The organism is Micrococcus sp. CH7, assembly GCF_001595485.1.
Lineage (GTDB): Bacteria > Actinomycetota > Actinomycetes > Actinomycetales > Micrococcaceae > Micrococcus > Micrococcus luteus.
Map to the genome: position 1 here is coordinate 1 of NZ_LOSQ01000030.1, position 25,924 is coordinate 25,924.

General features: G+C 72.1%; 24 protein-coding genes, 1 tRNA gene and 1 pseudogene. 21 read left to right on the plus strand and 5 right to left on the minus strand.

All coding sequences use genetic code 11. The features are described 5' to 3' along the window. Positions 1-356 precede the first annotated feature (356 nt). Entirely contained in the window at positions 357-1,922 is a 1,566-nt protein-coding gene (locus AUV08_RS08730) for a multicopper oxidase family protein (protein WP_060974119.1), read from the plus strand. Positions 1,923-2,143: 221 nt separating this feature from the next. Further along, positions 2,144-3,321, plus strand: a pseudogene (locus AUV08_RS08740) (IS3 family transposase). 478 nt (positions 3,322-3,799) lie between these two features. On the opposite strand, the gene AUV08_RS08745 reads toward AUV08_RS08740, so the two are convergent. Together AUV08_RS08745 and AUV08_RS08750 are read right to left on the minus strand one after the other, a co-directional pair. Continuing rightward, positions 3,800-4,645 (minus strand): alpha/beta fold hydrolase, encoded by an 846-nt coding sequence (locus tag AUV08_RS08745; RefSeq protein ID WP_010079170.1) that lies wholly within the window; start codon positions 4,643-4,645, stop codon positions 3,800-3,802. Between the two features lie 87 nt (positions 4,646-4,732). Then, entirely contained in the window at positions 4,733-5,479 is a 747-nt protein-coding gene (locus tag AUV08_RS08750) for a DUF72 domain-containing protein (protein WP_044659465.1), read from the minus strand. Positions 5,480-5,519: 40 nt separating this feature from the next. On the opposite strand from AUV08_RS08750, the gene AUV08_RS11825 reads away from it, so the two are divergent. The 9 genes from AUV08_RS11825 to AUV08_RS08790 all read left to right on the plus strand — a co-directional run bounded on the left by AUV08_RS11825 (position 5,520) and on the right by AUV08_RS08790 (position 13,073). Further along, on the plus strand, positions 5,520-5,714 hold the full coding sequence (locus AUV08_RS11825) for an AbgT family transporter (protein ID WP_255351321.1): 195 nt from the start codon (positions 5,520-5,522) through the stop codon (positions 5,712-5,714). Between the two features lie 55 nt (positions 5,715-5,769). Beyond that, positions 5,770-6,726 carry a glutaminase A gene (glsA, locus tag AUV08_RS08755; protein ID WP_060974229.1) on the plus strand — a complete coding sequence of 319 codons (957 nt, stop codon included), beginning with the start codon at positions 5,770-5,772 and terminating at the stop codon, positions 6,724-6,726. A gap of 113 nt (positions 6,727-6,839) precedes the next feature. Beyond that, positions 6,840-7,778, plus strand: a complete 939-nt coding sequence (locus AUV08_RS08760) for an SDR family oxidoreductase (RefSeq protein ID WP_036314031.1) — start codon at positions 6,840-6,842, stop codon at positions 7,776-7,778. Next, positions 7,775-8,845: a nucleoside hydrolase gene (locus tag AUV08_RS08765; protein WP_061866740.1), complete on the plus strand. Its 1,071-nt coding sequence runs from the start codon at positions 7,775-7,777 to the stop codon at positions 8,843-8,845. Before AUV08_RS08760 ends, AUV08_RS08765 begins: the two co-directional genes overlap by 4 nt. A gap of 80 nt (positions 8,846-8,925) precedes the next feature. After that, positions 8,926-9,759 carry an aldo/keto reductase gene (locus AUV08_RS08770; RefSeq protein WP_060973449.1) on the plus strand — a complete coding sequence of 278 codons (834 nt, stop codon included), beginning with the start codon at positions 8,926-8,928 and terminating at the stop codon, positions 9,757-9,759. 131 nt (positions 9,760-9,890) lie between these two features. After that, positions 9,891-10,814, plus strand: coding sequence for a phage holin family protein (locus tag AUV08_RS08775; protein ID WP_061866739.1), 924 nt, complete (start codon positions 9,891-9,893; stop codon positions 10,812-10,814). A 151-nt stretch (positions 10,815-10,965) separates the two neighbouring features. After that, a complete protein-coding gene (locus AUV08_RS08780) occupies positions 10,966-11,607 on the plus strand; it encodes a CDP-alcohol phosphatidyltransferase family protein (RefSeq protein WP_020624488.1) in 642 nt (213 codons plus the stop codon). Between the two features lie 126 nt (positions 11,608-11,733). Continuing rightward, positions 11,734-12,954, plus strand: a complete 1,221-nt coding sequence (locus AUV08_RS08785) for a glycosyltransferase (RefSeq protein ID WP_060974056.1) — start codon at positions 11,734-11,736, stop codon at positions 12,952-12,954. Positions 12,955-12,999: 45 nt separating this feature from the next. Further along, a tRNA-Ile gene (locus tag AUV08_RS08790) sits at positions 13,000-13,073 on the plus strand. 61 nt (positions 13,074-13,134) lie between these two features. Here AUV08_RS08790 and AUV08_RS08795 read toward each other — a convergent pair. Then, positions 13,135-14,019 (minus strand): LysM peptidoglycan-binding domain-containing C40 family peptidase, encoded by an 885-nt coding sequence (locus tag AUV08_RS08795; RefSeq protein ID WP_036339471.1) that lies wholly within the window; start codon positions 14,017-14,019, stop codon positions 13,135-13,137. Positions 14,020-14,331: 312 nt separating this feature from the next. On the opposite strand from AUV08_RS08795, the gene AUV08_RS08800 reads away from it, so the two are divergent. Further along, positions 14,332-15,534 carry a glycosyltransferase gene (locus tag AUV08_RS08800; protein WP_081097755.1) on the plus strand — a complete coding sequence of 401 codons (1,203 nt, stop codon included), beginning with the start codon at positions 14,332-14,334 and terminating at the stop codon, positions 15,532-15,534. On the opposite strand, the gene AUV08_RS08805 is transcribed toward AUV08_RS08800, so the two are convergent. Continuing rightward, positions 15,470-16,144, minus strand: a complete 675-nt coding sequence (locus AUV08_RS08805; RefSeq protein ID WP_060974055.1) for a M23 family metallopeptidase — start codon at positions 16,142-16,144, stop codon at positions 15,470-15,472. The two genes, AUV08_RS08800 and AUV08_RS08805, sit on opposite strands and share 65 nt — an antisense overlap. A 404-nt stretch (positions 16,145-16,548) precedes the next feature. Between AUV08_RS08805 and rpsB the strand changes: the two genes are divergently transcribed. The 9 genes from rpsB (at position 16,549) to AUV08_RS08850 (ending at position 25,251) form a co-directional block, all read left to right on the plus strand. Then, on the plus strand, positions 16,549-17,415 hold the full coding sequence (gene rpsB / locus AUV08_RS08810; protein WP_061873192.1) for a 30S ribosomal protein S2: 867 nt from the start codon (positions 16,549-16,551) through the stop codon (positions 17,413-17,415). A gap of 103 nt (positions 17,416-17,518) precedes the next feature. Further along, entirely contained in the window at positions 17,519-18,355 is an 837-nt protein-coding gene (tsf, locus tag AUV08_RS08815) for a translation elongation factor Ts (protein ID WP_061866737.1), read from the plus strand. A 208-nt stretch (positions 18,356-18,563) separates the two neighbouring features. Continuing rightward, on the plus strand, positions 18,564-19,331 hold the full coding sequence (gene pyrH, locus AUV08_RS08820; RefSeq protein WP_002857706.1) for a UMP kinase: 768 nt from the start codon (positions 18,564-18,566) through the stop codon (positions 19,329-19,331). A gap of 53 nt (positions 19,332-19,384) precedes the next feature. Beyond that, a complete protein-coding gene (frr, locus tag AUV08_RS08825; RefSeq protein ID WP_002857704.1) occupies positions 19,385-19,942 on the plus strand; it encodes a ribosome recycling factor in 558 nt (185 codons plus the stop codon). Positions 19,943-19,967: 25 nt separating this feature from the next. Next, positions 19,968-20,804 carry a phosphatidate cytidylyltransferase gene (locus AUV08_RS08830; protein ID WP_061866736.1) on the plus strand — a complete coding sequence of 279 codons (837 nt, stop codon included), beginning with the start codon at positions 19,968-19,970 and terminating at the stop codon, positions 20,802-20,804. A gap of 49 nt (positions 20,805-20,853) precedes the next feature. After that, positions 20,854-21,453, plus strand: coding sequence for a DivIVA domain-containing protein (locus AUV08_RS08835; protein ID WP_049147668.1), 600 nt, complete (start codon positions 20,854-20,856; stop codon positions 21,451-21,453). Between the two features lie 155 nt (positions 21,454-21,608). Continuing rightward, positions 21,609-22,763: a pyruvate dehydrogenase (acetyl-transferring) E1 component subunit alpha gene (gene pdhA, locus AUV08_RS08840; protein ID WP_061866735.1), complete on the plus strand. Its 1,155-nt coding sequence runs from the start codon at positions 21,609-21,611 to the stop codon at positions 22,761-22,763. An 8-nt stretch (positions 22,764-22,771) separates the two neighbouring features. After that, on the plus strand, positions 22,772-23,827 hold the full coding sequence (locus tag AUV08_RS08845; protein WP_044659478.1) for an alpha-ketoacid dehydrogenase subunit beta: 1,056 nt from the start codon (positions 22,772-22,774) through the stop codon (positions 23,825-23,827). Further along, positions 23,824-25,251 (plus strand): dihydrolipoamide acetyltransferase family protein, encoded by a 1,428-nt coding sequence (locus AUV08_RS08850; protein WP_036314052.1) that lies wholly within the window; start codon positions 23,824-23,826, stop codon positions 25,249-25,251. Before AUV08_RS08845 ends, AUV08_RS08850 begins: the two co-directional genes overlap by 4 nt. A 105-nt stretch (positions 25,252-25,356) precedes the next feature. Here AUV08_RS08850 and AUV08_RS08855 read toward each other — a convergent pair whose 3' ends face one another. Further along, on the minus strand, positions 25,357-25,830 hold the full coding sequence (locus tag AUV08_RS08855; protein ID WP_051995227.1) for a GNAT family N-acetyltransferase: 474 nt from the start codon (positions 25,828-25,830) through the stop codon (positions 25,357-25,359). Positions 25,831-25,924 lie beyond the last annotated feature (94 nt).

Below are 25,924 nucleotides of genomic sequence, written 5' to 3' on the forward strand. Positions count from 1 at the left end.
ACTCCCATTGGGTGTCAGAGAGCATCTGGAACCGGGACATGTCCCCAGGGTCTCAGCTGACTCGTGCATCTATTCTCAGACACGCCCTAGCCCCGGTGGGGGACTGACCGCACCACCCCTGCCCTGGGTTGCCCATTTCCGGCCCCCGTGGACCCTTCACTGGCTCAACTGGCCGTCAGCCGCACCTAAAGCCCCCGGCCGCGCCCCACCGGTGAGCGCAGGGTCCGCCAATACCTCCGGGTGACAGCGGCACGCAGCCCCGGTACGCCACCGGCCTCACCCAGCAACTGATCAGCCATGCCCGGCCCCGTCGCGCCCGCCTGCGACACGGGGCCGGATGACGGAAAGAAGAACCGATGACCTCCTCACTGACCACCCGCCGCACCTTCCTGGGCGCCTCCGTCGGGGCCCTGGCGCTGGCCGGGCTGGCCGCCTGCGCCGATCCCGTCATCAGCCCCCAACCGTCAGGGCGCATCCTGCCCACCGACCCGCTGGTCGCCGAGTACGAGAAACGACGCGCCGCCTCGGGCACCACCGTCACCCACCGGCTCTCCGCCGCACCCCTCGAGACCTCCCTCCAGGGTCGGGGCCTGACCACCTGGGGATACAACGACGGCCTCAACGGGCCGCTGCTGCGCGCCCAGACCGGGGACCTGCTCAAGGTCAGCGTCGCCAACGACCTGCCCGAGGACACGAGCGTGCACTGGCACGGGCTGGCCCTGCGCAACGACGCCGACGGAGTCCAGGGGGTGACCCAGGACCCCATCGCCGCCGGAGGACGCTATACGTACGGCTTCCGGCTGTCCCATCCGGGCACGTACTGGTACCACTCCCACTTCGACACCCAGCGCGAACGCGCCCTGTACGGGGCCCTGATCGTCGAGGACCCCAACGAGCCCCTCAGCTACGACCAGGAATGGGTCGTGATCCTGGACGACTGGCTCGACGGGATCACCGGAACACCGCAGGACGTCGTCGAGGAACTCTCCGCCGGGATGGACATGTCCGGCGACATGGAGGGCATGGCCGGCATGGCGGGCATGGACCACGGGTCCATGAGCCAGGACAGCTCCTCGGGCATGCCCATGAAGCACATGCTCATGGGCGCTGAGAGCGACTATCTGGGCGGGGACGCCGGCGACGTGAAGATCCCCGTGCACCTGTTCAACGGCCGCCCCCCATCCGACCCGGACACCTTCTCCAGCACCCCGGGCAACCGGATCCGCCTGCGCTTGATCAACGCGGCCGGAGACACCGCCTACCGGGTCGGGATCCCCGGCCAGGAACTGACCATCACCCACACCGACGGGTTCCCGGTCCAGCCCCGCCAGGCCGATGCCGTCGTCCTGGGGATGGGCGAACGCCTGGACGTGCTGATCACCCTCGGCGACCAGGCGGTGCCCGTACTGGCCCTGCCCGAGGGCAAGACCGGCCACGCCTACGGCATCATCGCAGCCGGTCCAAAGACCACGCTCTCCGGTCGGCTCCCACAGACCCTGGGCGGAACCGTGCTCGATGGCAGCCGACTGAAGGCACACGAATCCGTCCTGCTCCCACCCAAGGACCCGACCACGACCCACGGGGTACGCCTCACCGGATCGATGATGGAGTACGACTGGGGCATCAACGGGCGACGCTTCGACCCGGCCAACCCCTTCGAGGGCGCCTTCGAACTCCGGTTGGACGAACGCGTGCGGGTCACGATGACCAACGACACCGACATGTGGCACCCCATGCACCTGCACGGCCACACCTTCCAGCTGGCCGACCATGGCGCCCGCAAGGTCACGGTCATCATCAAACCCCGGCAAACCATCGTCTTCGACTTCGAGGCGGACAACCCGGGCCAGTGGCTAACCCACTGCCACAACGCCTACCACGCCGAGGCCGGGATGATGGGCGTCTTCTCCTACATCCACTGACCCTCCCGCCCGGCCCACACCCCTCCATCCACGGGGGCATCGCACGGTGGCCGCCCAGGAAAGAACATGCCTTTATCGCTCACCCCCACCCACCGTGCCCAGCCCGCCCGAGACCTCTGGCCCGGCACCCCCGTCCTGACCCGTAGGAGGAAAGGGTCTGCCGTGAGTTTGGTTGACATCTGATCTGTGGTCCCGGGAGGGACTGCTGGAAGGATGACCCCATGCCCGCTGCATACCCCCGAGAGTTCCGCCAGGACGTGGTCGCGATCGCCCGTAAGGGTCAGATGCCGATCGCGCAGGTCGCGAAGGACTTCGGCATCGCCGAGTCCTGCCTACGGCGCTGGCTGGCCCAGGATGATGTCGAGGCCGGGATCCGGCCCGGCATCACCAAGGCTGAGAACGAGGAGCTGAAGGCTCTCAAGCGCCGCAACCGCGAGTTGGAGATGGAGAACGAGGTCCTACGGCGTGCGGCCGCGTATCTGTCCCAGGCGAACCTGAAATTGGGTCAGTCCCCAAAATGACCTATCCCGTCGTGAAGGACCTGGCCCGCGACGGGATTGCCGTGAAACTCTCCTGCCGGGTCCTCGGGTTCTCCCGTCAGGCCTACTACCAGTGGCTGGCCGAACCTGTCAGCGAGCGGGAATGGTCCGACGCGCATGCCGCCAACGCCGTCCTCGATGCCCATGCCGATGACCCGGAGTTCGGATACCGGTTCCTGGCTGATGAGCTCCGCGGCCGTGGCCTGGCCGTGTCGGACCATCAGGTGTTGAAGGCCTGTCGGCTCGTGAAGGTCCGCTGCTGCCACTCGATCCGTCGCGGCTCGGGCAAGCGTCCTGGCCCTGCCGTTCATGATGATCTGGTTCGTCGTGAGTTCGCCGCTGAGAAGCCGAACCAGCTGTGGCTCACGGACATCTCAGAGCATTGGGCCGGGGATTCCAAGCTCTATCTCTGCGCGGTCAAGGACGTGTTCTCGAACCGGATCGTGGGCTACTCGATCAATCGGCGGATGAGCTCGCAGCTGGCCGTGGACGCCCTGCAGATGGCTCTGGGCCGGCGTGGAGGCAAGGCCGAGGTGCAGGGTTGCCGGGTGCATTCGGATCGAGGATCGCAATTTCGAGCCAGGCGGTTCGTGGAGACGCTCCGGGTCAACGGCCTGGTCGGGTCGATGGGCAGGGTCGGTGCTGCTGGGGACAACGCGGCAATGGAATCCTTCTTCGCGCTGTTGCAGAAGAACGTGCTGAACCGGCGTCGCTGGCAGTCCTTCGACCAGCTCCGGCTCGCGATCGTGAGCTGGATCGAGCGGACCTATCACCGCCGTCGTAGGCAGGCCCGTCTCGGGAAGCTCACCCCTGTCGAGTTCGAGATGGTTCAATCAGTCCAGGCGGCTGCCGCCGCCTGATAACTCGTGTCAAGCAAACTCATGGCAGACCCTTCTCACGCGCCTGAATCTCGCCGTCATGGATCGACAGCACCTCGGTCTGTGCGCCAGCCCGCTCCAGAAGCGCCGCGCAGGCTCTGACTGACCGACATCAGGAAGCACTTCACGGCTGAGGAGAAGCTCTGTCTCTGCGCGAACAAGGCCGTCGCAGGCCGCGGCGGTGCAGCCGTGGTGGCTGGGTGCCTGGTGCACGAGGACCGGGGCTCGCAGTTCCGATCTGGCCTATTTCAGGACGCGCGCACCCGTCATGGGCTGATCGGCTTCGTACTCGACGTCCTGACGCGCGGTTCTGCCGGCCGGTCGGCCTGATCCCGCGCTCCGGGTGATCACGGCGTCGGATCGAGCCTGACAGGTCAGCGTCGGCGCCGTGGTGGATGGCATGCACCACCCCCACGAGCGCCGTGTCGCGTTCAGCACTCTGGTGGGCCTACCTGCCCCCTCACTCCGCCAGGAATTCCAGCAGGATCCGGTTGAACTCCTCGGAGTGGCTGATGCTGAAGCCGTGCGGGGCATCCTTGACGAGTTCGACGCGGCTGCCGTCGATCGCCTTGTGCGTCCGCTTGCCGGAGCCCTTGAACGGCACGATCTGGTCGGCGTCGCCGTGCAGGACCAGGGCCGGCACGGTCACTGCCGGCAGGTCGCGGCGGAAGTCGGTGGCCCCGAACGCGTCCATGCAGGCCAGCGCCGCCGTCTGGTCGGACTGCAGCGCCATCCGGATGGCCTCCTGGCGCTGCTCCTCGGTGACCTTGAGGCTGCTGGTCAGGCCGGCCAGCTTGGGGGTGGAGAAGAACGTCGTCGTGAAGTCGTCGAAGAACGACTCGCGGTCCTTCTCGAGACCCGCGCGCATCTCGGCGGCCTGCTTCTCGGTCAGCGGGCCGTCGGGGTTGTCGTCGGTCTTCAGCAGGTACGGGGGCACCGCGCCGGCGAACACCACCGAGTGGATCCGGTCCGCGCCGAACCGGGACATGTAGCGCGCCACCTCGCCACCGCCCATCGAGAAGCCCACGAGCGTCACGTCACGCAGGTCGAGCTCGGTGAGCAGACCGTGCAGGTCGGCGGTCATCGTGTCGTAGTCGTACCCGCCGGCGGGCTTCTCCGAGGCACCGAAGCCCCGCCGGTCATAGGTGATCACGCGGTAGTGCGGGGACAGGGCTGCGACCTGGTCCTTCCACGAGTCGAGGGTCAGCGGCCAGCCGTGGATGAGGACCACGGGACGCCCGTGGCCGGCCTCCTCCACGTTCAGTCCGATCGTGCCGTGGTCCGTGGGGATCTGCATGAGGGTCATGTGCGTCTGCCTTCCTGTGCTCTCGGGGGACGACGGCGGCGCTCGGCCGCCGCTTCCTCCTCACGCTAGGCACGCGCTCGGCACGTGTCAGGCTTCGGTCTCCGCCATCCTGCGCAGCGTCAGCGCGTTGAACGCGGCGTGGCCGTGGTTGTCGTTGTTGAAGTAGACGTAGGCGGGGCGCGCGCCCGCCGCGTCCGCGCCGGTCAGCTCCCGCAGCCGCTTCACCCAGGGGGAGAGCTCGGCGTCGGAGAACGAGCCGCCGTAGCGCCAGTCCGGGTCCGCGTTGTGGAAGCGCACGTAGGCGAGGCGCCCGGTCGCGCGCAGCACCGGCTCCCGCCCGGCGATCACCGAGACCACGAACCCCGCCCCGTGCCGGTCGAGGAGGTCGAACACGTCCTCGTCCAGCCAGGACTCGTGCTGGACCTCCACCGCCACGCGCACCCGCTCGGGCAGCAGGCCGAGGAACCCGGCGAGTCGGTCGTCGTCGCGGTGCAGGTTGGCCGGCAGCTGCAGCAGCAGCGGCCCGGCGTGGTCACCGAGCAGGTCCAGCGTGTGCACGATGCGCTCCACCCAGTCCTGCGGCTCGTTGAGCTTGCGGTAGTGGGTCAGGTAGCGGGAGGCCTTGACGGCCATCTCGAAGCCGGCGGGCAGGCGCTCGCGCCAGGCCTCGACGGTGCTGTCCGCCGGCCAGCGGTAGTGGGAGCCGTTGAGCTCGACCGTCCGGAATCGCTCCGTGTAGTGGTCGAGCTGATCGGCGATCCGCAGCCCCTGCGGGTAGAAGGTCCCGCGCCAGTGCCTGTAGGTCCAGCCGGAGGTCCCGATCCGCACGTCCATCCCCCGACGATAGCCCCGGCACGGGTTCCCGGGTCTTGCCTTGACCCGCCGCGGCAGGCGTAGCGTCCCGCTGATCATCGCGGTGGCTCAGAGGTACGACCGGAAGATGGGCATCGGCTCCCTGATCGCCACGATGCTCCCGTCCTCGATCGCCTTCCTGCCCGCGTGCACCGGCATGGTCATCGGCTGGATGCGGCTGGACCTGCCGATGGGCCCGAATGCCCCGGTCCAGTGAACGCCGTGACCGGCCCGGCGCCCGCCCGCCTGCCCGTCCACTACTGTGACCAGGAATGGACACGACGCGATTCGACGACGACCTGCGCGCGATGCTCGACGAGGTGGAGTCCGACCGCCGCGGCGAGCCCTCCGACTACCTCGAGGACGTCGCTGGCCAGCATGTGGACGGCCTCGCCGTGGCGGTGTGCACGGTGGACGGCCACCAGGCCGCCGCCGGGGAGACCGAGCACGCCTTCGCGCTGCAGTCGGTCTCCAAGGCCCTCACCTACGCGGTGGTGCTGCAGGAGATCGGCCTGGACCACGTGCTGGAGCACGTGGGCGTCGAGCCCTCCGGTGAGTCGTTCAACCACCTGTCCCTGCACGACGACGGCCGGCCGTGCAACCCGCTGATCAACGCCGGCGCCATCCTGGTCCACTCCCTCCTGCCCGCCGGGGACGAGGACGAGCGGACGGCCCTGCTGCTGCGCCGCTACAGCGCGCTGGCCGGCGTCGAGCTGGAGGTCAGCGAGGACGTCCTCGACGCCGAGCGCACCCGCGCCGACCGCAACCTGGGCCTGGCCCACCTGCTCGCCGACGCCGGCCGGCTGCCCATCTCGGCCCGCGAGGCCGTGGCCGGGTACCTCGCGCAGTGCTCGGTCCTGGTCACCGCACCCCAGCTGGCCGTCATGGGCGCCACCCTCGCCGCTGGCGGCACGAACCCCGTGACAGGGGAGCGGGTGCTGGACGAGTGGGTAGCGCAGCAGGCGATGTCCGTGATGCTCACCTGCGGCATGTACGACGCCAGCGGCCAGTGGGTGGCCGAGGTCGGCGTGCCCGCGAAGTCCGGCGTCTCGGGCGCGCTGCTCGGCGCCGTGCCCGGGGCCCTGGGCATCGCCACGTGGTCGCCGCGCCTGGACGAGCAAGGTAACTCCCGGCGTGGCATCGGGTTGTTCGAGGGGCTCAGCGCACGCTGGGACCTGCACGTGCTCCAGCACCGTGGCGCCCTGCGCGGCCTCAGCGGGCCCCGCTGACCCCGCGTTGACGCCTAGCCGCCGCGGCGCCGTCGTCGCGTGGGCCACGCCGCCGACGACGCCGCGCCCCGTCCCTTGTCACCCTCTGGCGCTCGCCTCGTAGCATCGGGCCCATGACCACTCCAGAGAAGAAGGACGACGCCCCCGCGATCCCCGTGCGGGACTCGCAGCTGGCCCACGACGACCCGCGCACCCGCCACCCGAAGCTCCGCGTCGCCAAGCAGCGCCAGCCCGAGCCGGGCCTGGACGTGAAGACGGATCCCGTCCCGGACATCGGTCTGGACTCGTACCGGGGGATGGGCCGGCTGACCGGCCGCAAGGCCCTGATCACCGGCGGCGACTCCGGCATCGGTGCCGCGGTCGCCATCGCCTACGCCCGTGAGGGCGCGGACGTCGCCATCGCCTACCTGCCTCAGGAGCAGCCCGACGCCGACCGCGTCCTGGCGGCGATCGAGGCGGCCGGGCGCACCGCCGTCGCGTTGCCGGGCGACCTGATGGACGCCGACTACCGTGCCTCCCTCGTGGACGAGGCCGCGCAGCGCCTCGGCGGCCTGGACATCCTCGTGAACAACGCGGGCAAGCAGTTCATCTCCGATGACCTGACCGATCTCACCGACGAGCAGGTCCACGAGACGTTCCAGATCAACATCATGTCCATGTTCACGCTCAGCCGCGCCGCGCTGAAGCACATGGGCCCGGGCAGCACGATCGTGAACACCACCTCGGTGCAGGCCTACAACCCCAACCCGAGGCTCCTCGACTACGCGGCCACCAAGGGCGCCATCAACAACTTCACCAAGGGCCTGGCCGAGCAGCTCGGCCCGAAGGGCATCCGTGTCAACGCGGTGGCGCCCGGGCCCATCTGGACGGTGCAGCACGTGTCCTACGGTGAGCCCGAGGAGAAGTTGCCCGAGTTCGGCCACAGCACCCCCATCGGCCGCGCCGGCCAGCCCGTGGAGATGGCGCCCGCCTACGTGTTCCTTGCCTCGGGCGAGTCCAGCTACGTCAACGGCGAGACCCTCAACGCCAACGGCGGCACGCCCACCCCGTGACCGCCCGCCTCCTCGCCGACGTCGACACCGGCATCGACGATGCCTGCGCCCTGCTTTACCTCGTGGGCGCCCACCGCCTCGGCGCCGGTCCCGAGCTCGCGGCCGTCACCACCACGGGCGGCAACGCGACCGCCCGGGACTGCGCCCTCAACACCGCCGCGGTGCTGGACCTGGCCGGTCGGGCCGACGTCGAGGTGGCCGTCGGTGCCGAGACCCCGCTGCGCCGCCCTGCGGTCACCACCCCGGAGACCCACGGCGACGGCGGTCTCGGCCATGCCCGGATCGTTCGGCGCCCCGAGCGGCTCTCGTCCCGGCCCGCCGTGGACGTGTGGCTGGACGAGCTGCGGGCCCACCCCGGGGAGACGACGATCCTCTGCACCGCGCCGCTGACGAACCTGGCCCTCGCTCTGCGCGCCGAGCCGCGCCTGCCGTTCCTCGCCCGCGGCATCGTGATCATGGGCGGCTCCTTCTATCATCCGGGCAACACCACGCCCACCGCCGAGTGGAACACCTGGGTGGACCCGGACGCCGCGAAGGAGGTGTTCACGGCCTTCGAGGGCCTGCCCGAGGATCGCCTGCCGGTGGTCTGCGCGCTCGAGACCACGGAGCGGATCGAGTACACGCCGGCCCTGCTGGACGGCCTCCTGGCCGACGCCGGGGCCCACCCCGTCGGCTGGTCCGCGGACCGACCGCGGGTCGCCGGGCCGGACGCCGCCACCGGCAGCCCCGTCCTGGACGTGCTCGCCGACGCGCTGCGCTTCTACTTCGAGTTCCACCACGACTACGACCAGGGCTACATCGCCCACCTGCACGACCTCTTCGCCGCCCAGGTGGCCGCGGGCCAGGCCCGCATCGCCACGCGGGCCACCGTCGTCGACGTCGAGGCGGACTCGGAGCTGCTGCGCGGCACGACCGTCCACGACACGCGGGACATCTGGGGCAGGCGCCCCAACGCCCGGCTCGTCACGGCCAATGACCCCGCTGAGGTGTTCGCGGCCTTCGCCCGCGCGGTGGGCGCCGTCGTCGCGGGGGAGCGGACGTCCGACGGCGGCGCCCCGGCCCGGTGACCGCCGTCGGGAATGCCGGCCGCCCGCGCGCGGTTGCATCCGACGCATCCGCCCGACCCCGACCTTGCAGGAGCTCCCTCATGACCAGTGTGCCCACCGTCCCCTTCCACGACGGCCAGCAGATCCCGCAGCTCGGGCTCGGCGTGTGGCAGGTCGAGGACGACGTCGCCGCCGACGTCGTCGAGCAGGCGATCCGCGCCGGCTACCGCCACATCGACACCGCCGCGATCTACGGGAACGAGGAGGGCGTGGGCCGCGGCATCGCCGCGTCCGGTGTCGCCCGCGAGGAGCTGTTCCTCACCACCAAGGTGTGGAACTCGGACCAGGGCTACGAGGAGGCGCTCGCCGCCCTCGACGCCTCGCTCGACAAGCTCGGCACCGACTACGTCGACCTCTACCTCATCCACTGGGCCAAGCCTGCGCAGGGGAAGTACGTGGACACCTGGAAGGCCCTGATCGAGGCGCAGAAGCAGGGCAAGGTGCGCTCGATCGGCGTCTCCAACTTCCCGGCCGCCCAGCTCGAGGAGATCATCGAGGCCACCGGTGTGGTGCCCGCGATCCACCAGGTCGAGACCCACCCGTACTGGCAGCAGCGCGAGCTGCGCGAGGTCGAGGGCCGCCACGGCATCGTCCACGAGTCCTGGTCCCCGCTCGGTCAGGGCGGCGACCTCCTCGCCGATCCCGTGGTCACGGAGATCGCCGAGGTCCGCGGCGCGACGCCGGCCCAGGTGGTCATCGCGTGGCACCTCGCCCAGGGCTTCGTGGTCATCCCCAAGTCCGTGACGCCCGAGCGCATCGTCTCGAACCTCGAGGCCGCGGGGGTGGAGCTGACCGCCGACGACGTCGCCCGGATCGACGCCCTCGACCGCGAGGACGGCCGCCTCGGCCCCGACCCGGCGGTCATCGACTTCTGATCCAGCCGCCACCGCGCGCACCCGGCCCGTCCCCCTGGGGGCGGGCCGGTGATAGTTTTGCTCGAGAATGCCCGGTGGCCGCCGCGCCGCCCGGGCGCATCTGTCCAGGCACTCCACGGAAGGCATGCACCATGTCCCACCAGGCTCCCCCCGCCGATGCGTCGAAGGCCCGCGCGCCGCGGACCGCCGTCCCGGTGACCCCGCAGACCCGCGCGAGCTCGCTGACCGACCTGCTCGGCGCCGTCGTGCGCCTGTTGCCCCTGCAGATGAAGGACGAGCTCGCGCTCGCCAAGGGACACGTGGCCGCGAAGGGCAAGAAGGCCGGCATCGGCGCCGGCGTCGCGGTGGTGGGCCTGTTCTTCCTCGCGCTCATGGTGGTCGCCCTCGTGGTGACGTTGGTCGGCGCCTTCGCCGACCCGAGCTTCTGGTTCCCGGCGCTCATGGTGGCGCTCGCGTTTCTCGTGCTCGGCCTGATCTTCGCCGGCGTCGGCCTCGTGATGGTCAAGGGCGCCATGCCGCTCGTGCCGCAGGAGACCGTGCGCAACCTCGAGTACGACCTCGGCTACCTCAAGGAGGGCAACGCCTTCGACCCGGCCGAGTACGACCGCCTCAAGGCGGAGCGCGCCGAGGCCAAGCGTGTCGAGGCCGCCCGTGAGGCCGAGCGGAAGAAGGTGGAGAAGGAGGAGAACAAGAAGGCCCGCAAGAACGGCGAGGCCGCTCCCCACCCGGACCGCGACGACGCCACCGAGGCCGAGATCCGTCGCCGTGCCGACCTGCGCCGCCGCCACCTGGGCGACATCCGCTCCGGCCTGGACGAGAAGACCAACGTGAAGGGCCAGCTCGCGGCCTTCGCCGCCCAGCGCAAGGGTCGCGGCGTCACCCCCGAGACCACGCACGCCACCGAGCAGACCGCGCCGTTCACCGGTGCCGCCCGCGCGGGGGAGCGGACCGCCGAGGCCGAGGACTACGTGAAGGACCACTGGCAGCCGCTCGCGCTGCTCGGCGCCTCCTCCGCCGCGTTCGTGGCGCTCGCCGGCCGCCTGCGCCGCCGCTGACCCGGGGGCGCCCGCCCTCCCCAGCCCCCGAGGCCCCGATCCCCACGGATCGGGGCCTCGTCGTCTGCGGGCAGGGGCGACGGCGTCGGTAGGCTGGGCGTGTGGGGCGCCCGGCGGGGGCGTCCGCCCGCGGACCCTGGAGGAGCGACCCATGCGTGTGATCGACGTCGGCCTGCGCGAGGGCCACGAGTACCGCGTCCGCGACACCTGGCTGACCGTGCCGAACCTCATCACCCTGGCCCGCTTCGCCCTGGTCCCGGTGTTCGTGTGGCTCACCGTCGACGGCCGGCACCTGGACGCGTTCGTGATCCTGGCGGTGCTCTCCGGCACGGACTGGGTGGACGGCTACGTGGCGCGCCGGTTCGACATGATCTCCACGGTCGGGCGGTGGCTCGACCCGGTGGCGGACCGCCTCTCCCTGCTGGTGGTGGCCGTGACGTTCGTGGCCACCGGCATCGCCCCGCTCTGGCTCGCCCTGGCCATCGCGATCCCGGACCTCGTGCTCGCCGCCGTGTGCCTGTGGCTGTTCGGCGGCAGCCCGGATCTGCCGGTCACGGTCCTGGGCAAGGTGCGCACCGCGCTGCTGCTGGTGGGCACGCCCCTGCTGCTGCTCGCCCGTGTGCCGGGGGTCGACGGCGGCCCGTGGAGCGGCGTGGCCCTGGCTCTGGTCGGCGCCGGTTGCCTGCTGCACATCCTCGCCGCGGGGGACTACCTCGTGCGCGCGGTGGGCAAGGCCCGCGGCCTGCGGGCGGACGGTCAGGACCCGCGCGAGCACCCGTCCCGCCGGGGCTGACCCCCTCGCGCATCCTCGTGCCGGCGCCGACGGTTGCTACCGTGGGACGCGCGCCGTGCCCGCGGCCGATCCTCACGGCACGGGCCGGGCGCCGTCGTGCCATCGCCACCACAGAGAGGGACCGCCGTGTCCGACCGTCCCGGGATCGCCGCCGACCGCCCCCTGAAGGTGCTGATCGCCGCAGACACCTATCCGCCGCACGTCAACGGGGCCGCCACCTTCGGCCACCGCCTCGCCACGGCGCTGCACGCGCGCGGCCACGAGGTCCACGTCGTGATGCCGCGCAGTGACGCCGGCCCGGACACCGTGGAGCACCGGCCGGAGGCCACCGTGCACCTGCTGCGCTCCCTGCCGGCGCCGACGCACGAGTACTACCGTGTGGTGCTCCCGCGGCATGCCAAGATCTCCTTCCGCCGCATCTACCGCGAGGTCCAGCCGGACGTCGTGCACGCCCAGTGCCACTACATGATCGGCGAGGCCGCCATCAACGAGGCCGAGCGGCGCCGCATCCGGATCGTCTCCACGAACCACTTCATGCCGGAGAACCTCGAGCCGTTCCTGCCGTTCCCGCAGTGGTTCCTGGACACCGTCTCCCGGGTGTCGTGGAAGGACATGGGTCGACTCATGGGCAAGGGCGCGGTGGTCACCACCCCCACGGCCCTCGCCGCGCAGGCCATGGCCGAGCACGCCGGCCTGGACAACGTTCTCCCGGTCTCCAACGGCATCGACGCGAGCGCCTACGAGCTGCAGCCGGGGGAGAGGGTGGACCATCCCGGCCATCCGGTCGTGCTCTTCGTGGGGCGGCTGGCCGTGGAGAAGAACGTGGAGGTGCTGATCCGTGCGATCGCGCACCTGGCCCGCACCCGCCCCGACCTGGACGTGCACGCCGAGATCGTCGGCGACGGCGAGCAGCGCGACCGCATCCGTGCCACGGTGGACGAGGAGGGGGTGGCCGACCGCGTCCTGCTGCGCGGCCACGTCTCCGAGGAGGAGCTGCGGGCGGCCTACCTGCGCGCCGACGTGTTCTGCCAGCCGGGCACGGCGGAGCTGCAGTCCCTCGTGACCCTCGAGGCGCTCAGCGCGTCCACCCCGGTGGTCCTCGCGGACGCCCTCGCGTTGCCCCACCTCGTGGACGAGGGCGTCAACGGCCACCTCTTCCCGCCCGGGGACCACGTGGCCCTGGCCGATCGGATCGCCCGGATCCTCGACCTCTCGGACGCGGACCGCGCCGCCATGGGCGAGGCGTCCCACGCGAAGGCCCTGCATCATTCCGCCCAGAAGACGGTGGACATCTTCGAGCGCCTCTACCGCGGCGCGACGGCCGCCGAGGTCCGCGCGATGCTCTGAGACCCGTCGGTAGGATGGGCGGGTCCCGCGCGATGCCGCGGGGGAGGGGCGTTAGCTCAGTCGGTCAGAGCAGGGGACTCATAATCCCTGGGTCGCGGGTTCAAGTCCCGCACGCCCTACAGAAAACGGCCCCCGGCCGCGCGGTATGGCGCGGGCCGGGGGCCGTCGTCGTGCCGGTGCTCAGTAGCGGGCGGCCACCGCGAGCATGTCGGACTTCATGATCGTCGTGGAGGTGAACACTAGGCCCGCGTCCTCGTTGAGGGCGTGGGCGAGCTGGCCGCCGCCCATGTACATGGCCGTGTGGTAGATGCGGCCGGTGGACTGGTTCGCATAGAACACGAGGTCGCCGGGCTGGGCCTGGGAGATCGGCACGTAGGACTTCGCGGCGAGGTACTGGTCGCCGGCGCGGCGCGGGATGGAGATGCCGGCCCGGGCCATGGCCTGCTGGGTGAGGCCGGAGCAGTCGAAGCCGGAGGGGCCGTTGCCGCCCCACACGTAATAGGAGGACGGGTTCCGGACGGCGGAGCGCACGTAGTCGACGGCAGCCTGCTTGGACGCGGGCGCCGGCGCAGGGGCGACGGCGGGGGCGCTGGAGGTGGAGACCGAGGTGGTCTTCAGGACCATCCCCGGGTGGAGCATGGTCGAGGAGCTCATGCCGTTGATGGACTGCAGGATCGAGGCGGACACCCCCGTGCGGTAGGAGATGATCCACCAGCCGTCGCCGGCCAGCACGGTGTAGGTCGAGCCCGAGGTGGACGGCGCCGGGGCCGGGGTCGGGGTGGCAGTGCCGGAGGTCTTGAGGACCATGCCGGGATGCAGCACGGTCGCGGCGGTCATGCCGTTGAGCGACTGCAACCTGGACATGGAGACGCCGGTGCGCTGGGCGATGATCCACCAGCCGTCGCCGGAGCGGACGGTGTAGGCGGTCTCGGCGGCCTGGGCGGTCTCGGCGACGGACACGGTGCCGACGCCGGTCAGGGCGGCGGCGCCCAGGGCGAGGGCCACGGAGGCGGCGGCGGTGCGGGGGGCGCGACGCACAGCGGCGTGCGAGGAGGTCACGGACATCGGATCTTCTTCCCGGACAGGACCTGCGGCCCGTGAGGGCGGTGCCTCCGGGCGATGCCCGGAACGAGGCCGGACCGCGGGTGCGAGTTGACGAGCAGTGCGGATGACCGGGTACGCGAGGACGCGGAGGAAGCCCCGGTGTGGCGGATCGGCTGTAACCGATCCGTGATCAAGATACACGATCGTTATCGAAACGCAATCAGAAATTCGGATGACGTCCAGGTGGCCGATCGGCGCTCGACGCGCCCCGGTCGGCACCTACCGTGCGCGGCTGTCCCCGCCCCTCTCCGGCGCGGCGCTAGCGTGGTGCGGGTGAGCCCCTCCCGCCCCCTGCGCCTGCTGATGGACGCCCGCTACACCCGCACCGACTTCCACGACGGCATCTCCCGCTACGGCGCGAGCCTCATCGAGGCGGTCGCCCGCCGGACCGACGCGCCGGGCCCGGAGGGGGCCGACGTCGAGGTCGAAGTCGCGATGCTGATCTCGGACGAACGACAGCTGGCCCTGCTCCCGGACGGCGTGCCGTGGCACCTCGTCTCCGGCCCCACCTCCCCACGCGAGCCGTTCGTGGCCCGTCAGGTCGCGCGCCTGCGACCGGACGTCGTCTTCTCGCCCATGCAGACCATGGGGTCGTGGGGGCGGGACTACGCGCTGATCCTCACGCTCCACGACCTCATCTACTACGAGCACCGCACCCCGCCGCGGAACCTGCCCGAGCCGATCCGCTGGCTGTGGCGGGCCTACCACCTGACCAAGACCCCGCAGCGGCTCCTGCTCGACCGCGCGGACGCGGTCGCCACGGTCTCCCGGACGACGGCGGAGCTCATCGACCGGCACCGCCTCACCCGGCGTCCGGTCCACGTCATCGCCAATGCGGCGCAGACGGTACCGGAGCCGCGTGACCCGGACGAGACCCCGGACCGCACGCTGCTCTACATGGGCTCGTTCATGGACTACAAGGACGTCGAGTCCCTCGTGGCGGCCGCGCCCCTGCTGCCGGGCTACGCGCTGCACCTGCTCTCCCGCATCAGCCCGGAGCGCCGCGGGCAGCTCGAGGCCCGGCTGGCCGCGCGCCGCGCCGGCGCAGGGGCCGCCGGCGCGGACGTGGTCTTCCACGACGGCACCGACGAGGCCGAGTACGTGCGCCTGCTCCGCCGGGCCACCGCGGCCGTCACCCTCTCCCGCGCCGAGGGCTTCGGCCTGCCCGTGGCCGAGGCGATGGCCCATGGCACGCCGGTGGTGTGCTCGGACCTGCCGATCTTCCGCGAGATCGCCGGCGCGGGCACCCCGTCCTTCCGGGGTGTCCCGCTCGAGGGGGACCGGGCGGCCGCGCTCGCGGCCCGCGTGCGGGAGCTCGAGGACCCCGCCGAGTTCGCCGCGGCCTCCCGGGCGAGCGTCGCCCAGGCGGCCCGGTTCAGCTGGGACGAGTCCGCCCGCCGGCTTCTGGACCTCACGGCCGCGCTGGGTGTGGCGCGGCGTGCGGCCAGAGCACGGACGGGCCGCTCCAGCCGATGAGCACCAGCGGGTCGAGGTAGCGGTCGAAGGCCGCGTCCCCCACCCGCCAGCCATCGGGCTCCCGCACGCCCCAGTGCACGCACGCCCGCGGGCAGTGGGGTGGCGCCCCGGCCAGTCGCCCCACGGGGTCGCCCGCGTCGACGACGGCCCCCACCGCGACGTCGGCCTCCACCGGCTCGAGGGAGCTGCGGGTCCCGTTCGCGTGCTCGAGGGTCAGCACGGGGCGGTCGACCACGACCCCGGCGAACACGACCCGGCCCGCCGCCGGCGCCTGGATCGGAGCCCCGGTCTGCACGGCGAGGTCCACGCCCCGGTGCCCCCGACTCCACGGTCGCTCGGGTGCGACGAACGCGCGGAGCACGTCATCCGGGGCGGCGCCGGCGACGGGCGGGTGCCACGCGACCGGCGCGGCCGTCGCGCCCGGACCTGCCGGGGACGCCGCGACGAGGAGCAGCGCGTCGCGCGTGGACGGTGCGGGCGTGGCCCGGGACACGGGGCCGAGGTCGCCCATCCCCAGGGCGAGGACGAGCCAGGCGAGCAGGGCTGCCGCGACGCACCCCGCGATGCGCGGACGCGGGAGCGGACGGGGGAGGAGCGTGCGAGGGGTCATGGCGTCAGCCTGGCGTCCCGGGCGGCCGCGTGGCGGGCCCGCAGTCCCATCGTGGAGAGCGCCCGCCGCACCGGCCCCTGTGCAGGAGTCGGCGATGGGAGCGGTCGCCCACCTGGGGTAGGATTCACCTCAGCGGTGTCCTGTGGCCGGCCCTGTGCTGTGCCCCGGACGCCGACTCCGCGCATCGCGGTGGGTCGCTTCAGCGGCCCAGCCCCCACGCTCGGTCCCGTCCCCGCCGTCCTCCTGGAGAGGACGTCGGCGCGGGTGCTCGTGGGGCCCGGCAGCCCGCCGTCGTGATGCCAGGGGCCGCCCGACCGGGCCGGCCGCCAACCGTCAAGAAATCGACCGGCAGACCGCCCGCGCGTGAAGCGCGGGGTGCCACGGCTGCCACAGAAGGGAACGTCATGCCCGTCGTGACCATGCGCCAGCTCCTCGACTCCGGTGTCCACTTCGGCCACCAGACCCGCCGCTGGAACCCCAAGATGAAGCGCTTCATCTTCACCGAGCGCAACGGCATCTACATCATCGATCTCCAGCAGTCGCTGTCCTACATCGACCGCGCCTACGAGTTCGTCAAGGAGACCGTCGCCCACGGCGGCACCATCCTGTTCGTCGGCACCAAGAAGCAGGCCCAGGAGGCCATCGCGGAGCAGGCCGGCCGCGTGGGCATGCCCTACGTGAACCACCGCTGGCTCGGCGGCATGCTGACCAACTTCTCCACCGTCTCCAAGCGCGTGCAGCGCATGAAGGAGCTCGAGGAGATCGACTTCGAGGACGTGGCCGGCTCGCAGTTCACCAAGAAGGAACTGCTGCTGCTCAACCGTGAGCTCGAGAAGCTGCAGGCCAACCTCGGCGGCATCCGCAACATGGCCAAGACCCCCTCCGCCGTGTGGGTCGTGGACACCAAGAAGGAGCACCTGGCCGTCGACGAGGCCCAGAAGCTCGGCATCCCGGTCGTCGCCATCCTGGACACCAACTGCGATCCGGACGAGGTCGCCTACCCGATCCCGGGCAACGACGACGCCATCCGCTCCGTGAACCTGCTGACCCGCGTGGTCGCGGACGCCGTCGCCGAGGGCCTGATCGCCCGTCAGGGCGGCAAGTCCGGCCAGGCGGCCGCCGAGCCGATGGCCGAGTGGGAGCGCGAGCGGCTCGAGCAGCACAACGCCCAGCAGGCCGAGCAGGCTGAGCAGGCCGAGGCCCCCGCCGCCGAGGCGCCGGCCGAGCAGGCCGAGGCCCCCGCCGCCGAGGCCGCCCCGCAGGGCGAGTGATCCCGGCCGGTCCGTCCGCCCGGCCCCACCCGGCCGGGCCGACGGGCCGGTTCAGACCCCGAACATCCCGCACAACCCACACCACGGGAAGGACCGAACGAGCATGGCGAACTACACCGCTGCTGACATCAAGGCCCTGCGCGAGCGCACCGGCGCCGGCATGATGGACGTGAAGAAGGCTCTGGACGAGGCCGACGGCGACGCCGAGAAGGCCATCGAGATCATCCGCGTGAAGGGCCTCAAGGGCGCCACCAAGCGCGAGGGCCGCTCGGCCGCCGAGGGCCTCGTGGCCGCGACCGTCGAGAACGGCGTCGGCGTCATGATCGAGCTCAACTGCGAGACCGACTTCGTGGCCAAGGCCGACAAGTTCATCGCCCTGGGCGACGTGGTGCTGCGCGCCGCCGTCGCCTCCGGCGCCACCGACGTCGACGGCCTGCTGGCCTCCGACTACGAGGGCCGCACCCTGGGCGACTACGTGACCGAGGAGGGCGCCCTGCTGGGCGAGAAGGTGGCCGTGCGCCGCCTGGCCCGCGTGGAGGGCGCCTACGTGGACGCCTACCTGCACAAGACCTCCAAGGACCTGCCGGCCCAGGTGGGCGTGCTCCTCGCCGTGGACGCCGACTCCGCCGAGGCCAAGACCGCCGCGCACGACATCGCCGTGCACGTCGCGGCCTACTCGCCCACGTACCTCACCCGTGAGGACGTGCCGGCCGAGACCGTCGAGAACGAGCGTCGCATCGCCGATGAGACCGCCCGTGCCGAGGGCAAGCCGGAGCAGGCCCTGCCGAAGATCGTGGAGGGCCGCCTGACCGGCTTCTTCAAGGAGATCGTGCTCGTGGACCAGCCGTTCGCGAAGGACCCGAAGCAGACCGTCGGCAAGGTCGCCTCCGACGCCGGCACCAACGTCACCGGGTTCGCCCGCTTCCGCGTCGGCAACTGACCGCCGCACCCGGACCGGCCGCTCCCGGTCCACGCCCCGCGGGGGCGTAGGATCGGGAGCGACCCGAGGTCCACTCCGGCGCCGGATGGCGCCGACGACCATCGCATGACGGGGTGGCCGCCCCGACCGGGCGGCCACCCCGTCCGCGTGTCCGCCCCCGGGACGGCCGTCCCCGGCCCGACCCCCCACCGACCAGGAGATGCTTCCCATGGAGACGAACCGCGCCCCCGAGGACCCGACCACCGCCCACGCCCCGCAGACCTCGGACGACACCGGCCGCCGTCGCGTGCTCCTCAAGCTCTCGGGCGAGGTGTTCGGCGGCGGCAAGATCGGCGTGGACCCGGAGACCGTCCGCGGCATCGCCGAGCAGATCGCCGCCGCGGCGGACCAGGTGGAGATCGCGATCGTCGTCGGCGGCGGCAACTTCTTCCGTGGCGCCGAGCTGTCCGAGAACGGGATGGACCGCCGTCGGGCCGACTACATGGGCATGCTCGGCACCGTGATGAACTGCCTGGCCCTGCAGGACTTCCTCATCCAGGCCGGGGTCACCACGCGCGTGCAGTCCGCCATCCACATGGAGCAGGTGGCGGAGTCCTACATCCCGCTGCGCGCCATCCGCCACATGCAGAAGGGCCGCGTCGTGATCTTCGGCGCCGGCACCGGCCTGCCCTACTTCTCCACGGACACCGTGGCGGCCCAGCGCGCCCTGGAGGTCGGGGCAGACGAGGTCCTGATGGCCAAGTCCGGCGTGGACGGCGTCTACACCGCGGACCCCAAGAAGGACCCCACCGCCGAGCGCCTCACGCACCTGACCTACGATGAGGCGCTGCTGCGGAACATCCGCGTGATGGACCTGACCGCCATGACCATGTGCAAGGACAACGACCTGGACATGCGCGTGTTCGGCATGGAGGGCCCGGGCAACGTGACCCGCGCCCTGCTCGGCGAGCCGATCGGGACCACCGTCACCGTCTGAGGCCCGCCGCGTAGGATGGCGGCAGACCTGATCCACCACACCGAGGAGACACCGTGATCCAGGAGACCCTGCAGTCCGCCGAAGAGCAGATGGACCGCACCATCGAGGCCACGCGTGAGGACTTCGCCTCCGTGCGCACCGGCCGCGCCAACCCGGGCCTCTACTCCAAGGTGATGGTCGACTACTACGGCTCGTTCACCCCGCTGCAGCAGCTGGCGTCCTTCACCACCACGGACGCCCGCACGCTGCTCATCACGCCGTTCGACCAGTCGGCCCTGCGCAACATCGAGAAGGCCCTGTCCGAGTCCGAGGTCGGCGCGAACCCGTCCAACGACGGCAAGGTCATCCGCATCGTGATGCCGGAGCTGACCGCGGAGCGCCGCAAGGAGTACGTGAAGCTGGTCAAGTCCAAGGCGGAGGAGCACAAGATCTCCGTGCGCAACGCCCGTCGCAAGGCCAAGGAGGCCATGGACAAGGCCGTCAAGGACGGCGAGGTCGGCGAGGACGAGGGCGCCCGCGGCGAGAAGGAGCTGGACGCGCTCACCAAGCGCCACGTCGAGCTCATCGACGAGATGGCCAAGAACAAGGAGCAGGAGCTGCTGGAGGTCTGAGCCTCCCGCCGTCCGCGCTCGTCCCATGACCTCCGCCGTGCCCACCTCGCCCGCACCCCCGCGCGGCGGCCGCGACCTCAAGTCCGCCGTCCTCGTGGGGGTGGGGCTGCTGGCGACGGCCCTGGTCGGCCTCTTCTGGCTCGACTGGCTGCTGGTCGTGCTCGTGGTCGCCCTGCTGGTCGGCGCGGTGTCCGAGATCGCGACGGCGGTACGCGGCATCGGCCTGGACGTGCCGCGGCCCCCGCTCTGGGTGGCCGCGGCGGTCCTGCCGCTCACCGCGTGGCGGTGGGGGGTGCCCGCGCTGTTCATCGCCCTGGTGGCATGCCTGGCGCTGGTGGCCGTGTGGACGGCGCTGACGCGCCGGCGCCCGGCGGGCCAGTTCATGCTCGCGGGCGTGTTCATCGTGCTGTGGGCGCCGTTCCTGCTCTCCTTCGCCGCTGCGCTCCTGGACGAGCCGCTGGGGCACCGCATGGTGGCGATCCTGCTGCTGATGGTGGTCTCCAACGACACGTTCGGCTACATCGTGGGCTACCGCCTCGGCCGCACCCCGATCGCCCCGCGCATCAGCCCCAAGAAGTCCTGGGAGGGCCTGGCCGGCTCCCTGGCGGGCTCGGTGCTGGTGGGCGTCGTCGCCGTCCCCCTGCTGGTCGGCCAGCCGTGGTGGATCGGCGCCGTCCTCGGCGTGACCACCGTCGCCGCCGCCACCGCGGGGGACTTCTCCGAGTCCATGGTCAAGCGTGAGCTCGGCATCAAGGACATGTCCTCCGCCCTGCCCGGCCACGGCGGCGTGATGGACCGCCTGGACTCCCTCGTGTTCGCCTCGCCGGTGGCCTACACCGTGCTGGCGCTGCCCCTGACCTGATCCACCCCTCGACCCGGCACGTCCGGGACCCGCACCGCAGGAGACGCCCATGACCCCCCGCACCACCCCGGACGCCGAGCCGGTCTTCGAGCTCGTCGAGCAGGACGAGATCGGCTACGAGACCACCCACGTGGACGCCTTCATGGCGCGTGCCCGTGAGGCACGCGACGGCGGTGCCCCGCTGACGGCGGAGGAGGTGCGCCAGGCCCGCTTCGCGACCGTCAACGGCGGCTACGCCACGGACGAGGTGGACGACGAGCTGGACCGCCTCGAAGAGGAGCTGGCCGCCGCCGAGCGTCAGGCCTTCGTCGCCGAGCGCGGGGACGAGGACTGGGCCGCAGACCTCGAGGAGCGCGTGGCCGAGCTCGTGGCCCGTGCCGACCGGGCCCCGGCGGAGCGCTTCCGCCGCCCCTCCCGCGCGGACGCCGTGAGCTACGACGTGGACCAGGTGGACGCGCTCGTGGACCGCCTGCGCGTCACCCTGGCCGGTGCGGAGGACTCGACGGATCCCGACGCCGAAGGCGGGCTGACCGCGGACGACGTGCGCCGCGCGGCGTTCAGCGAGGCCGAGGGTGCCGCCGGCTACGAGGAGGGCCAGGTCGACGCCTACCTTGACGCCGCCGTCGACGTGCTGCTGCGCCGCGCCTGACACCCGGCCCTCGCGCGGCGGCCCCGGGAGAGTGGCGCAGATCACACTGAAGTGATTACAATCACACCACCGAGACGCCGCGCGCTCCACCCCTGCTCGCGCATGCGTACAACTCCCTCGCCCCGCACCGTGGGCGTCGATCGGAAGGCAGTGCAGTGACCCTCGTGGACCACACCCGTCCCACCGGCGGCCGATCCGCCGGCTCTCCGCCCCCGGCGGGCCCGGCTGAGGCCGTGATGCTCCAGGTGCTCGACGCGGAGGGCCGCCGCCGTCCGCAGCCGGAGCTCGCCCCGTGGATCGAGGACGTCGACGCCGACGCCCTCGCCGCGCTGTACCGCCAGATGGCCGTGGTCCGGCGCCTCGACGTCGAGGCCACGCACCTGCAGCGTCAGGGCGAGCTGGCCCTGTGGCCCCCGCTGCTGGGCCAGGAGGCCGCCCAGGTGGGCTCCGCCGTCGCGCTGCGCCCGGACGACTTCGTCTTCCCGTCCTACCGCGAGAACGGCGTGGCCCTGCTGCGCGGCGTCCCCGCGCTGGACCTGCTGCGGGTGTGGCGCGGCTCCACGTTCTCGAGCTGGGACCCGAACGAGACGCGCGTGGCCACCCAGCAGATCATCATCGGCGCGCAGGCCCTGCACGCCGTCGGCTACGCGATGGGCGTCCAGCGGGACCAGGCGGACGTCGCCACGATCGTCTACTTCGGCGACGGCGCCACGAGCCAGGGAGACGTCAACGAGGCCATGGTCTTCAGCGCCTCGTACCAGTCGCCCGTGGTGTTCTTCTGCCAGAACAACCACTGGGCCATCTCCGAGCCCGTGCGCCTGCAGACCCGCCGCAGCATCGCGGACCGCCCGTGGGGCTTCGGCATCCCGTCGATGCGCGTGGACGGCAACGACGTCCTGGCCGTGCTCGCCGCGACCCGCGCCGCCGTCGAGCGCGCGGCCGACGGGGGCGGTCCCACCTTCATCGAGGCCGTCACCTACCGCATGGGCCCGCACACCACCGCGGACGACCCCACCCGCTACCGGGACGACGCCGAGCTCGAGGCCTGGAAGGCCCGTGACCCGTTGACCCGCGTGGAGGCGCACCTGCGCACCCTCGATGTGGACGTGGACGCCGTGCTCGCACAGGCCCAGGCCGAGGCCGACGAGCTGGCGGCCGAGGTCCGCCGCGCCCTCGAGGCGCTCGAGGAGGACGGCGCGGACAGGCTCTTCGACGAGATCTACGCTGAGCCCCACCAGGAGCTCGAGCGGCAGCGCCGCGAGCACGCCCTCTACCTGCAGCAGTTCGACGACGAGGAGGCGGGCGCGTGAGCGAGCGCATGACCTTCGGCCGTGCGATCAACCGCGGCCTGCACCGTGCCCTGGCCGACGACCCCAAGGTCCTGCTCATGGGCGAGGACATCGGCGCCCTCGGCGGCGTGTTCCGCATCACCGACGGCCTGCAGGCCGAGTTCGGCGAGGACCGGGTGCTCGACACCCCGCTGGCCGAGTCCGGCATCGTGGGCACGGCCATCGGCCTGGCGATGCGCGGCTACCGGCCCGTCGTCGAGATCCAGTTCGACGGCTTCGTGTACCCGGCGTTCGACCAGATCGTGGCGAACCTGGCCAAGCTGCGTGCCCGCACCCGCGGCGCCGTGCCGATGCCGGTCACCATCCGCATCCCCTTCGGCGGCGGCATCGGCTCCCCGGAGCACCACTCCGAGTCGCCCGAGGCCTACTTCCTGCACACCGCGGGCCTGCGCGTGGTCTCCCCGTCCTCCCCACAGGAGGGGTACGACCTCATCCGCGCCGCGATCGCCTCGGAGGACCCGGTGGTCTACCTCGAGCCCAAGCGTCGCTACCACGACAAGGGCGACGTGGACCTGGACGTCGCGATCCCGCCGATGAGCCCGGCCCGCATCCTGCGCGAGGGCCGTGACGCCACGCTCGTGGCCTACGGCCCGCTCGTGAAGACCGCCCTGCAGGCCGCCGAGGTGGCGGCCGAGGAGGGCGTCGAGGTCGAGGTGGTCGACCTGCGCAGCCTGTCCCCGCTGGACACCGGCCTCGTCGAGTCCTCGGTGCGGCGCACCGGCCGGCTCGTCGTGGCGCACGAGGCCTCCCGCACCGGCGGCCTCGGCGCCGAGCTCGTGGCCACGGTGGCCGAGCGCGCGTTCCACTGGCTCGAGGCCCCGCCGGTGCGCGTCACCGGCATGGACGTGCCCTACCCGCCGTCCAAGCTCGAGCACCTGCACCTGCCGGACCTCGACCGCATCCTCGACGGCCTGGACCGTGCTCTGGGCCGACCGAATTCGCTGGACTCCGTGGACGCGTTCGCCGCCCCCGAGACCGCCGAGCAGTTCCTCGCGGCCCAGAACGCCGGGGAGGAGACCCGATGAGCCAGAAGACCTTCCGCCTGCCCGACCTCGGCGAGGGCCTGACCGAGTCCGAGATCGTGACGTGGCGCGTGGCCGAGGGCGACGCGGTGAGCGTGAACCAGGTGCTCGCCGACGTCGAGACGGCCAAGGCCGTGGTCGAGGTCTCGAGCCCGTTCGCGGGCGTCGTCGCGGCCCTGCACGGCGCCGAGGGTGAGACCCTCGAGGTCGGTGCGCCCCTGGTGACCTTCACCCTCGAGGGCGCCGAGCCCGACGTCGGCGGGCCCGCCGAGGGTGACGGCCGCGTGCCCACCCTCGTCGGCTACGGCGCCGCGCCGGACACCGGCAAGCCCGGCCGCCGTGCGCGGCGCGGCTCCGCGGCCCCGGCGACGTCGGCCGCCCCGGCGGGCGAGCCCGCCCGCGGACAGGCGCCGTCCACGTCGGAGGCGGCCCCCGCCGGCGCCGGGCGCCCGCAGCCCGAGGCCGCCGAGCCGGACCGCGCGGACGCGGCCCACGAGCCGGCCCCGGGCGAGCGACCCCGGTGCACTCCGCCCGTGCGCCTGTACGCGCGCCGCGCGGGCGTGGATCTGGAGCAGGTCACCGGCACGGGTGTGGGCGGGGTCATCACCCGCGCGGACGTCGAGGCGTTCCTGGCCGGGGGCGGGCAGCCCGCGGCCGCGGCGGCGCCGCCGCAGTCCGGCGCCGAGTCGGGCTCGACCGGGGGCGTCCGCACCCTGGGCGGCCGCCCGCGCACGGAGGCCGTGCCGGTCAAGGGCGTGCGCAAGGCGACCGCGGCGGCCATGGTGCAGTCCGCGTTCACCGCCCCGCACGTGACCGAGTTCCTGCAGGTGGACGTCACCGAGACCATGGAGCTGCTCGCCGAGCTCAAGGCCTCCCGCGAGTTCCGGGACGTCAAGCTCACGCCCATGACGCTCGCCGCCAAGGCGTGCCTCGTGGCGATGGAGCGCACCCCGGACGTCAACGCCCGGTGGGACGAGGCCGCCGGGACGATCGTCCAGCAGAACTTCGTGAACCTCGGTTTCGCCGCCGCCACCCCCCGCGGGCTGATGGTGCCGAACGTCAAGGACGCCCAGGCGATGAGCCTGAGGGAGCTGGCCGACGCCATCCGCGATCTCACGGGCCTCGCCCGCGAGGGGCGGCTGTCCCCGGCGGATCTGGCCGGCGGCACCTTCACGCTCACGAACGTCGGGGTGTTCGGCGTGGACGCGGGCACCCCGATCATCAACCCGGGTGAGGGGGCGATCATCGCGATCGGCCAGGTCCGGAGGATGCCGTGGGAGCATCGCGGCGAGATCGCCCTGCGGGACGTCATGACGCTGTCCCTCTCGTTCGACCACCGCTTCGTGGACGGCGAGCAGGGCTCGCGCTTCCTCGCGGACGTCGGCGCGATCCTGCGCCGCCCGGGTCTGACCCTGACCATGGTCTGACGGCCCCGGACGCGCCGCGGCCCCGCCACCCGGGCACCGGGAGGCGGGGCCGTCGTCGTGGCAGGCCGGTGCGGCCGCCGGCACGGCGGGGGCCGCGGGGCGCGCTCAGTCGGCGGCGGGCAGCTCCATCACGAGCTCGGTGATGACCTCGGCACGGGCGTTGGAGAAGACCTTCTCCTCGCCGACGGTCTCGAAGCCGCGGCGGGAGAGCACCTTCACGGAGCCCACATTGTCCTCGGGCACGTGCGCCCGCAGCGGGCGGGCGGTGTGCTCCTCCAGGAACCGGTCCACGGCCGCGGTCGTCAGCCCCAGGCCCCAGTAGTCCTGCGCGGTCCAGAAGGACAGCTCGCCCACGCCGTCCTGCTGGGTGCACACGAGCGCACCCACGGCGCGGCCCTCGTGCTCGATGGTCCGCACGACGGTGTCCTCGTCCCCGAGCAGGTGGGCCCAGTGGTAGTCGAAGACACCGCGGTCCCGGGGGTTGCGGGGGGCGAAGGCGGACATCAGGTTGGCCTGCTCGTCCTGCTGGTGGAGGAAGAACTCGTCCAGATCCTCGGGTCGGACGTCACGAAGAAGCACGGCGGTGGACCTCTCGGGGCGGGGTTCGACGGCGTCGCCGTCGCGGGTACCGGCCACCGTATCACCGGGCACGACGCCGGCCCGCCGGGCCGGT

Excerpts from the sequence above, each read along its gene's own strand:
- AUV08_RS08730 (WP_060974119.1), top strand. The coding sequence starts at position 357 with ATGACCTCCTCACTGACCACCCGCCGCACCTTCCTGGGCGCCTCCGTC.
- AUV08_RS08745 (WP_010079170.1), bottom strand. The coding sequence starts at position 4,645 with ATGACCCTCATGCAGATCCCCACGGACCACGGCACGATCGGACTGAAC.
- AUV08_RS08750 (WP_044659465.1), bottom strand. The coding sequence starts at position 5,479 with ATGGACGTGCGGATCGGGACCTCCGGCTGGACCTACAGGCACTGGCGC.
- glsA (WP_060974229.1), top strand. The coding sequence starts at position 5,770 with ATGGACACGACGCGATTCGACGACGACCTGCGCGCGATGCTCGACGAG.
- AUV08_RS08760 (WP_036314031.1), top strand. The coding sequence starts at position 6,840 with ATGACCACTCCAGAGAAGAAGGACGACGCCCCCGCGATCCCCGTGCGG.
- AUV08_RS08770 (WP_060973449.1), top strand. The coding sequence starts at position 8,926 with ATGACCAGTGTGCCCACCGTCCCCTTCCACGACGGCCAGCAGATCCCG.
- AUV08_RS08775 (WP_061866739.1), top strand. The coding sequence starts at position 9,891 with ATGTCCCACCAGGCTCCCCCCGCCGATGCGTCGAAGGCCCGCGCGCCG.
- AUV08_RS08780 (WP_020624488.1), top strand. The coding sequence starts at position 10,966 with ATGCGTGTGATCGACGTCGGCCTGCGCGAGGGCCACGAGTACCGCGTC.
- AUV08_RS08795 (WP_036339471.1), bottom strand. The coding sequence starts at position 14,019 with ATGTCCGTGACCTCCTCGCACGCCGCTGTGCGTCGCGCCCCCCGCACC.
- AUV08_RS08805 (WP_060974055.1), bottom strand. The coding sequence starts at position 16,144 with ATGACCCCTCGCACGCTCCTCCCCCGTCCGCTCCCGCGTCCGCGCATC.
- rpsB (WP_061873192.1), top strand. The coding sequence starts at position 16,549 with ATGCCCGTCGTGACCATGCGCCAGCTCCTCGACTCCGGTGTCCACTTC.
- tsf (WP_061866737.1), top strand. The coding sequence starts at position 17,519 with ATGGCGAACTACACCGCTGCTGACATCAAGGCCCTGCGCGAGCGCACC.
- pyrH (WP_002857706.1), top strand. The coding sequence starts at position 18,564 with ATGGAGACGAACCGCGCCCCCGAGGACCCGACCACCGCCCACGCCCCG.
- AUV08_RS08830 (WP_061866736.1), top strand. The coding sequence starts at position 19,968 with ATGACCTCCGCCGTGCCCACCTCGCCCGCACCCCCGCGCGGCGGCCGC.
- AUV08_RS08835 (WP_049147668.1), top strand. The coding sequence starts at position 20,854 with ATGACCCCCCGCACCACCCCGGACGCCGAGCCGGTCTTCGAGCTCGTC.
- AUV08_RS08845 (WP_044659478.1), top strand. The coding sequence starts at position 22,772 with ATGACCTTCGGCCGTGCGATCAACCGCGGCCTGCACCGTGCCCTGGCC.
- AUV08_RS08850 (WP_036314052.1), top strand. The coding sequence starts at position 23,824 with ATGAGCCAGAAGACCTTCCGCCTGCCCGACCTCGGCGAGGGCCTGACC.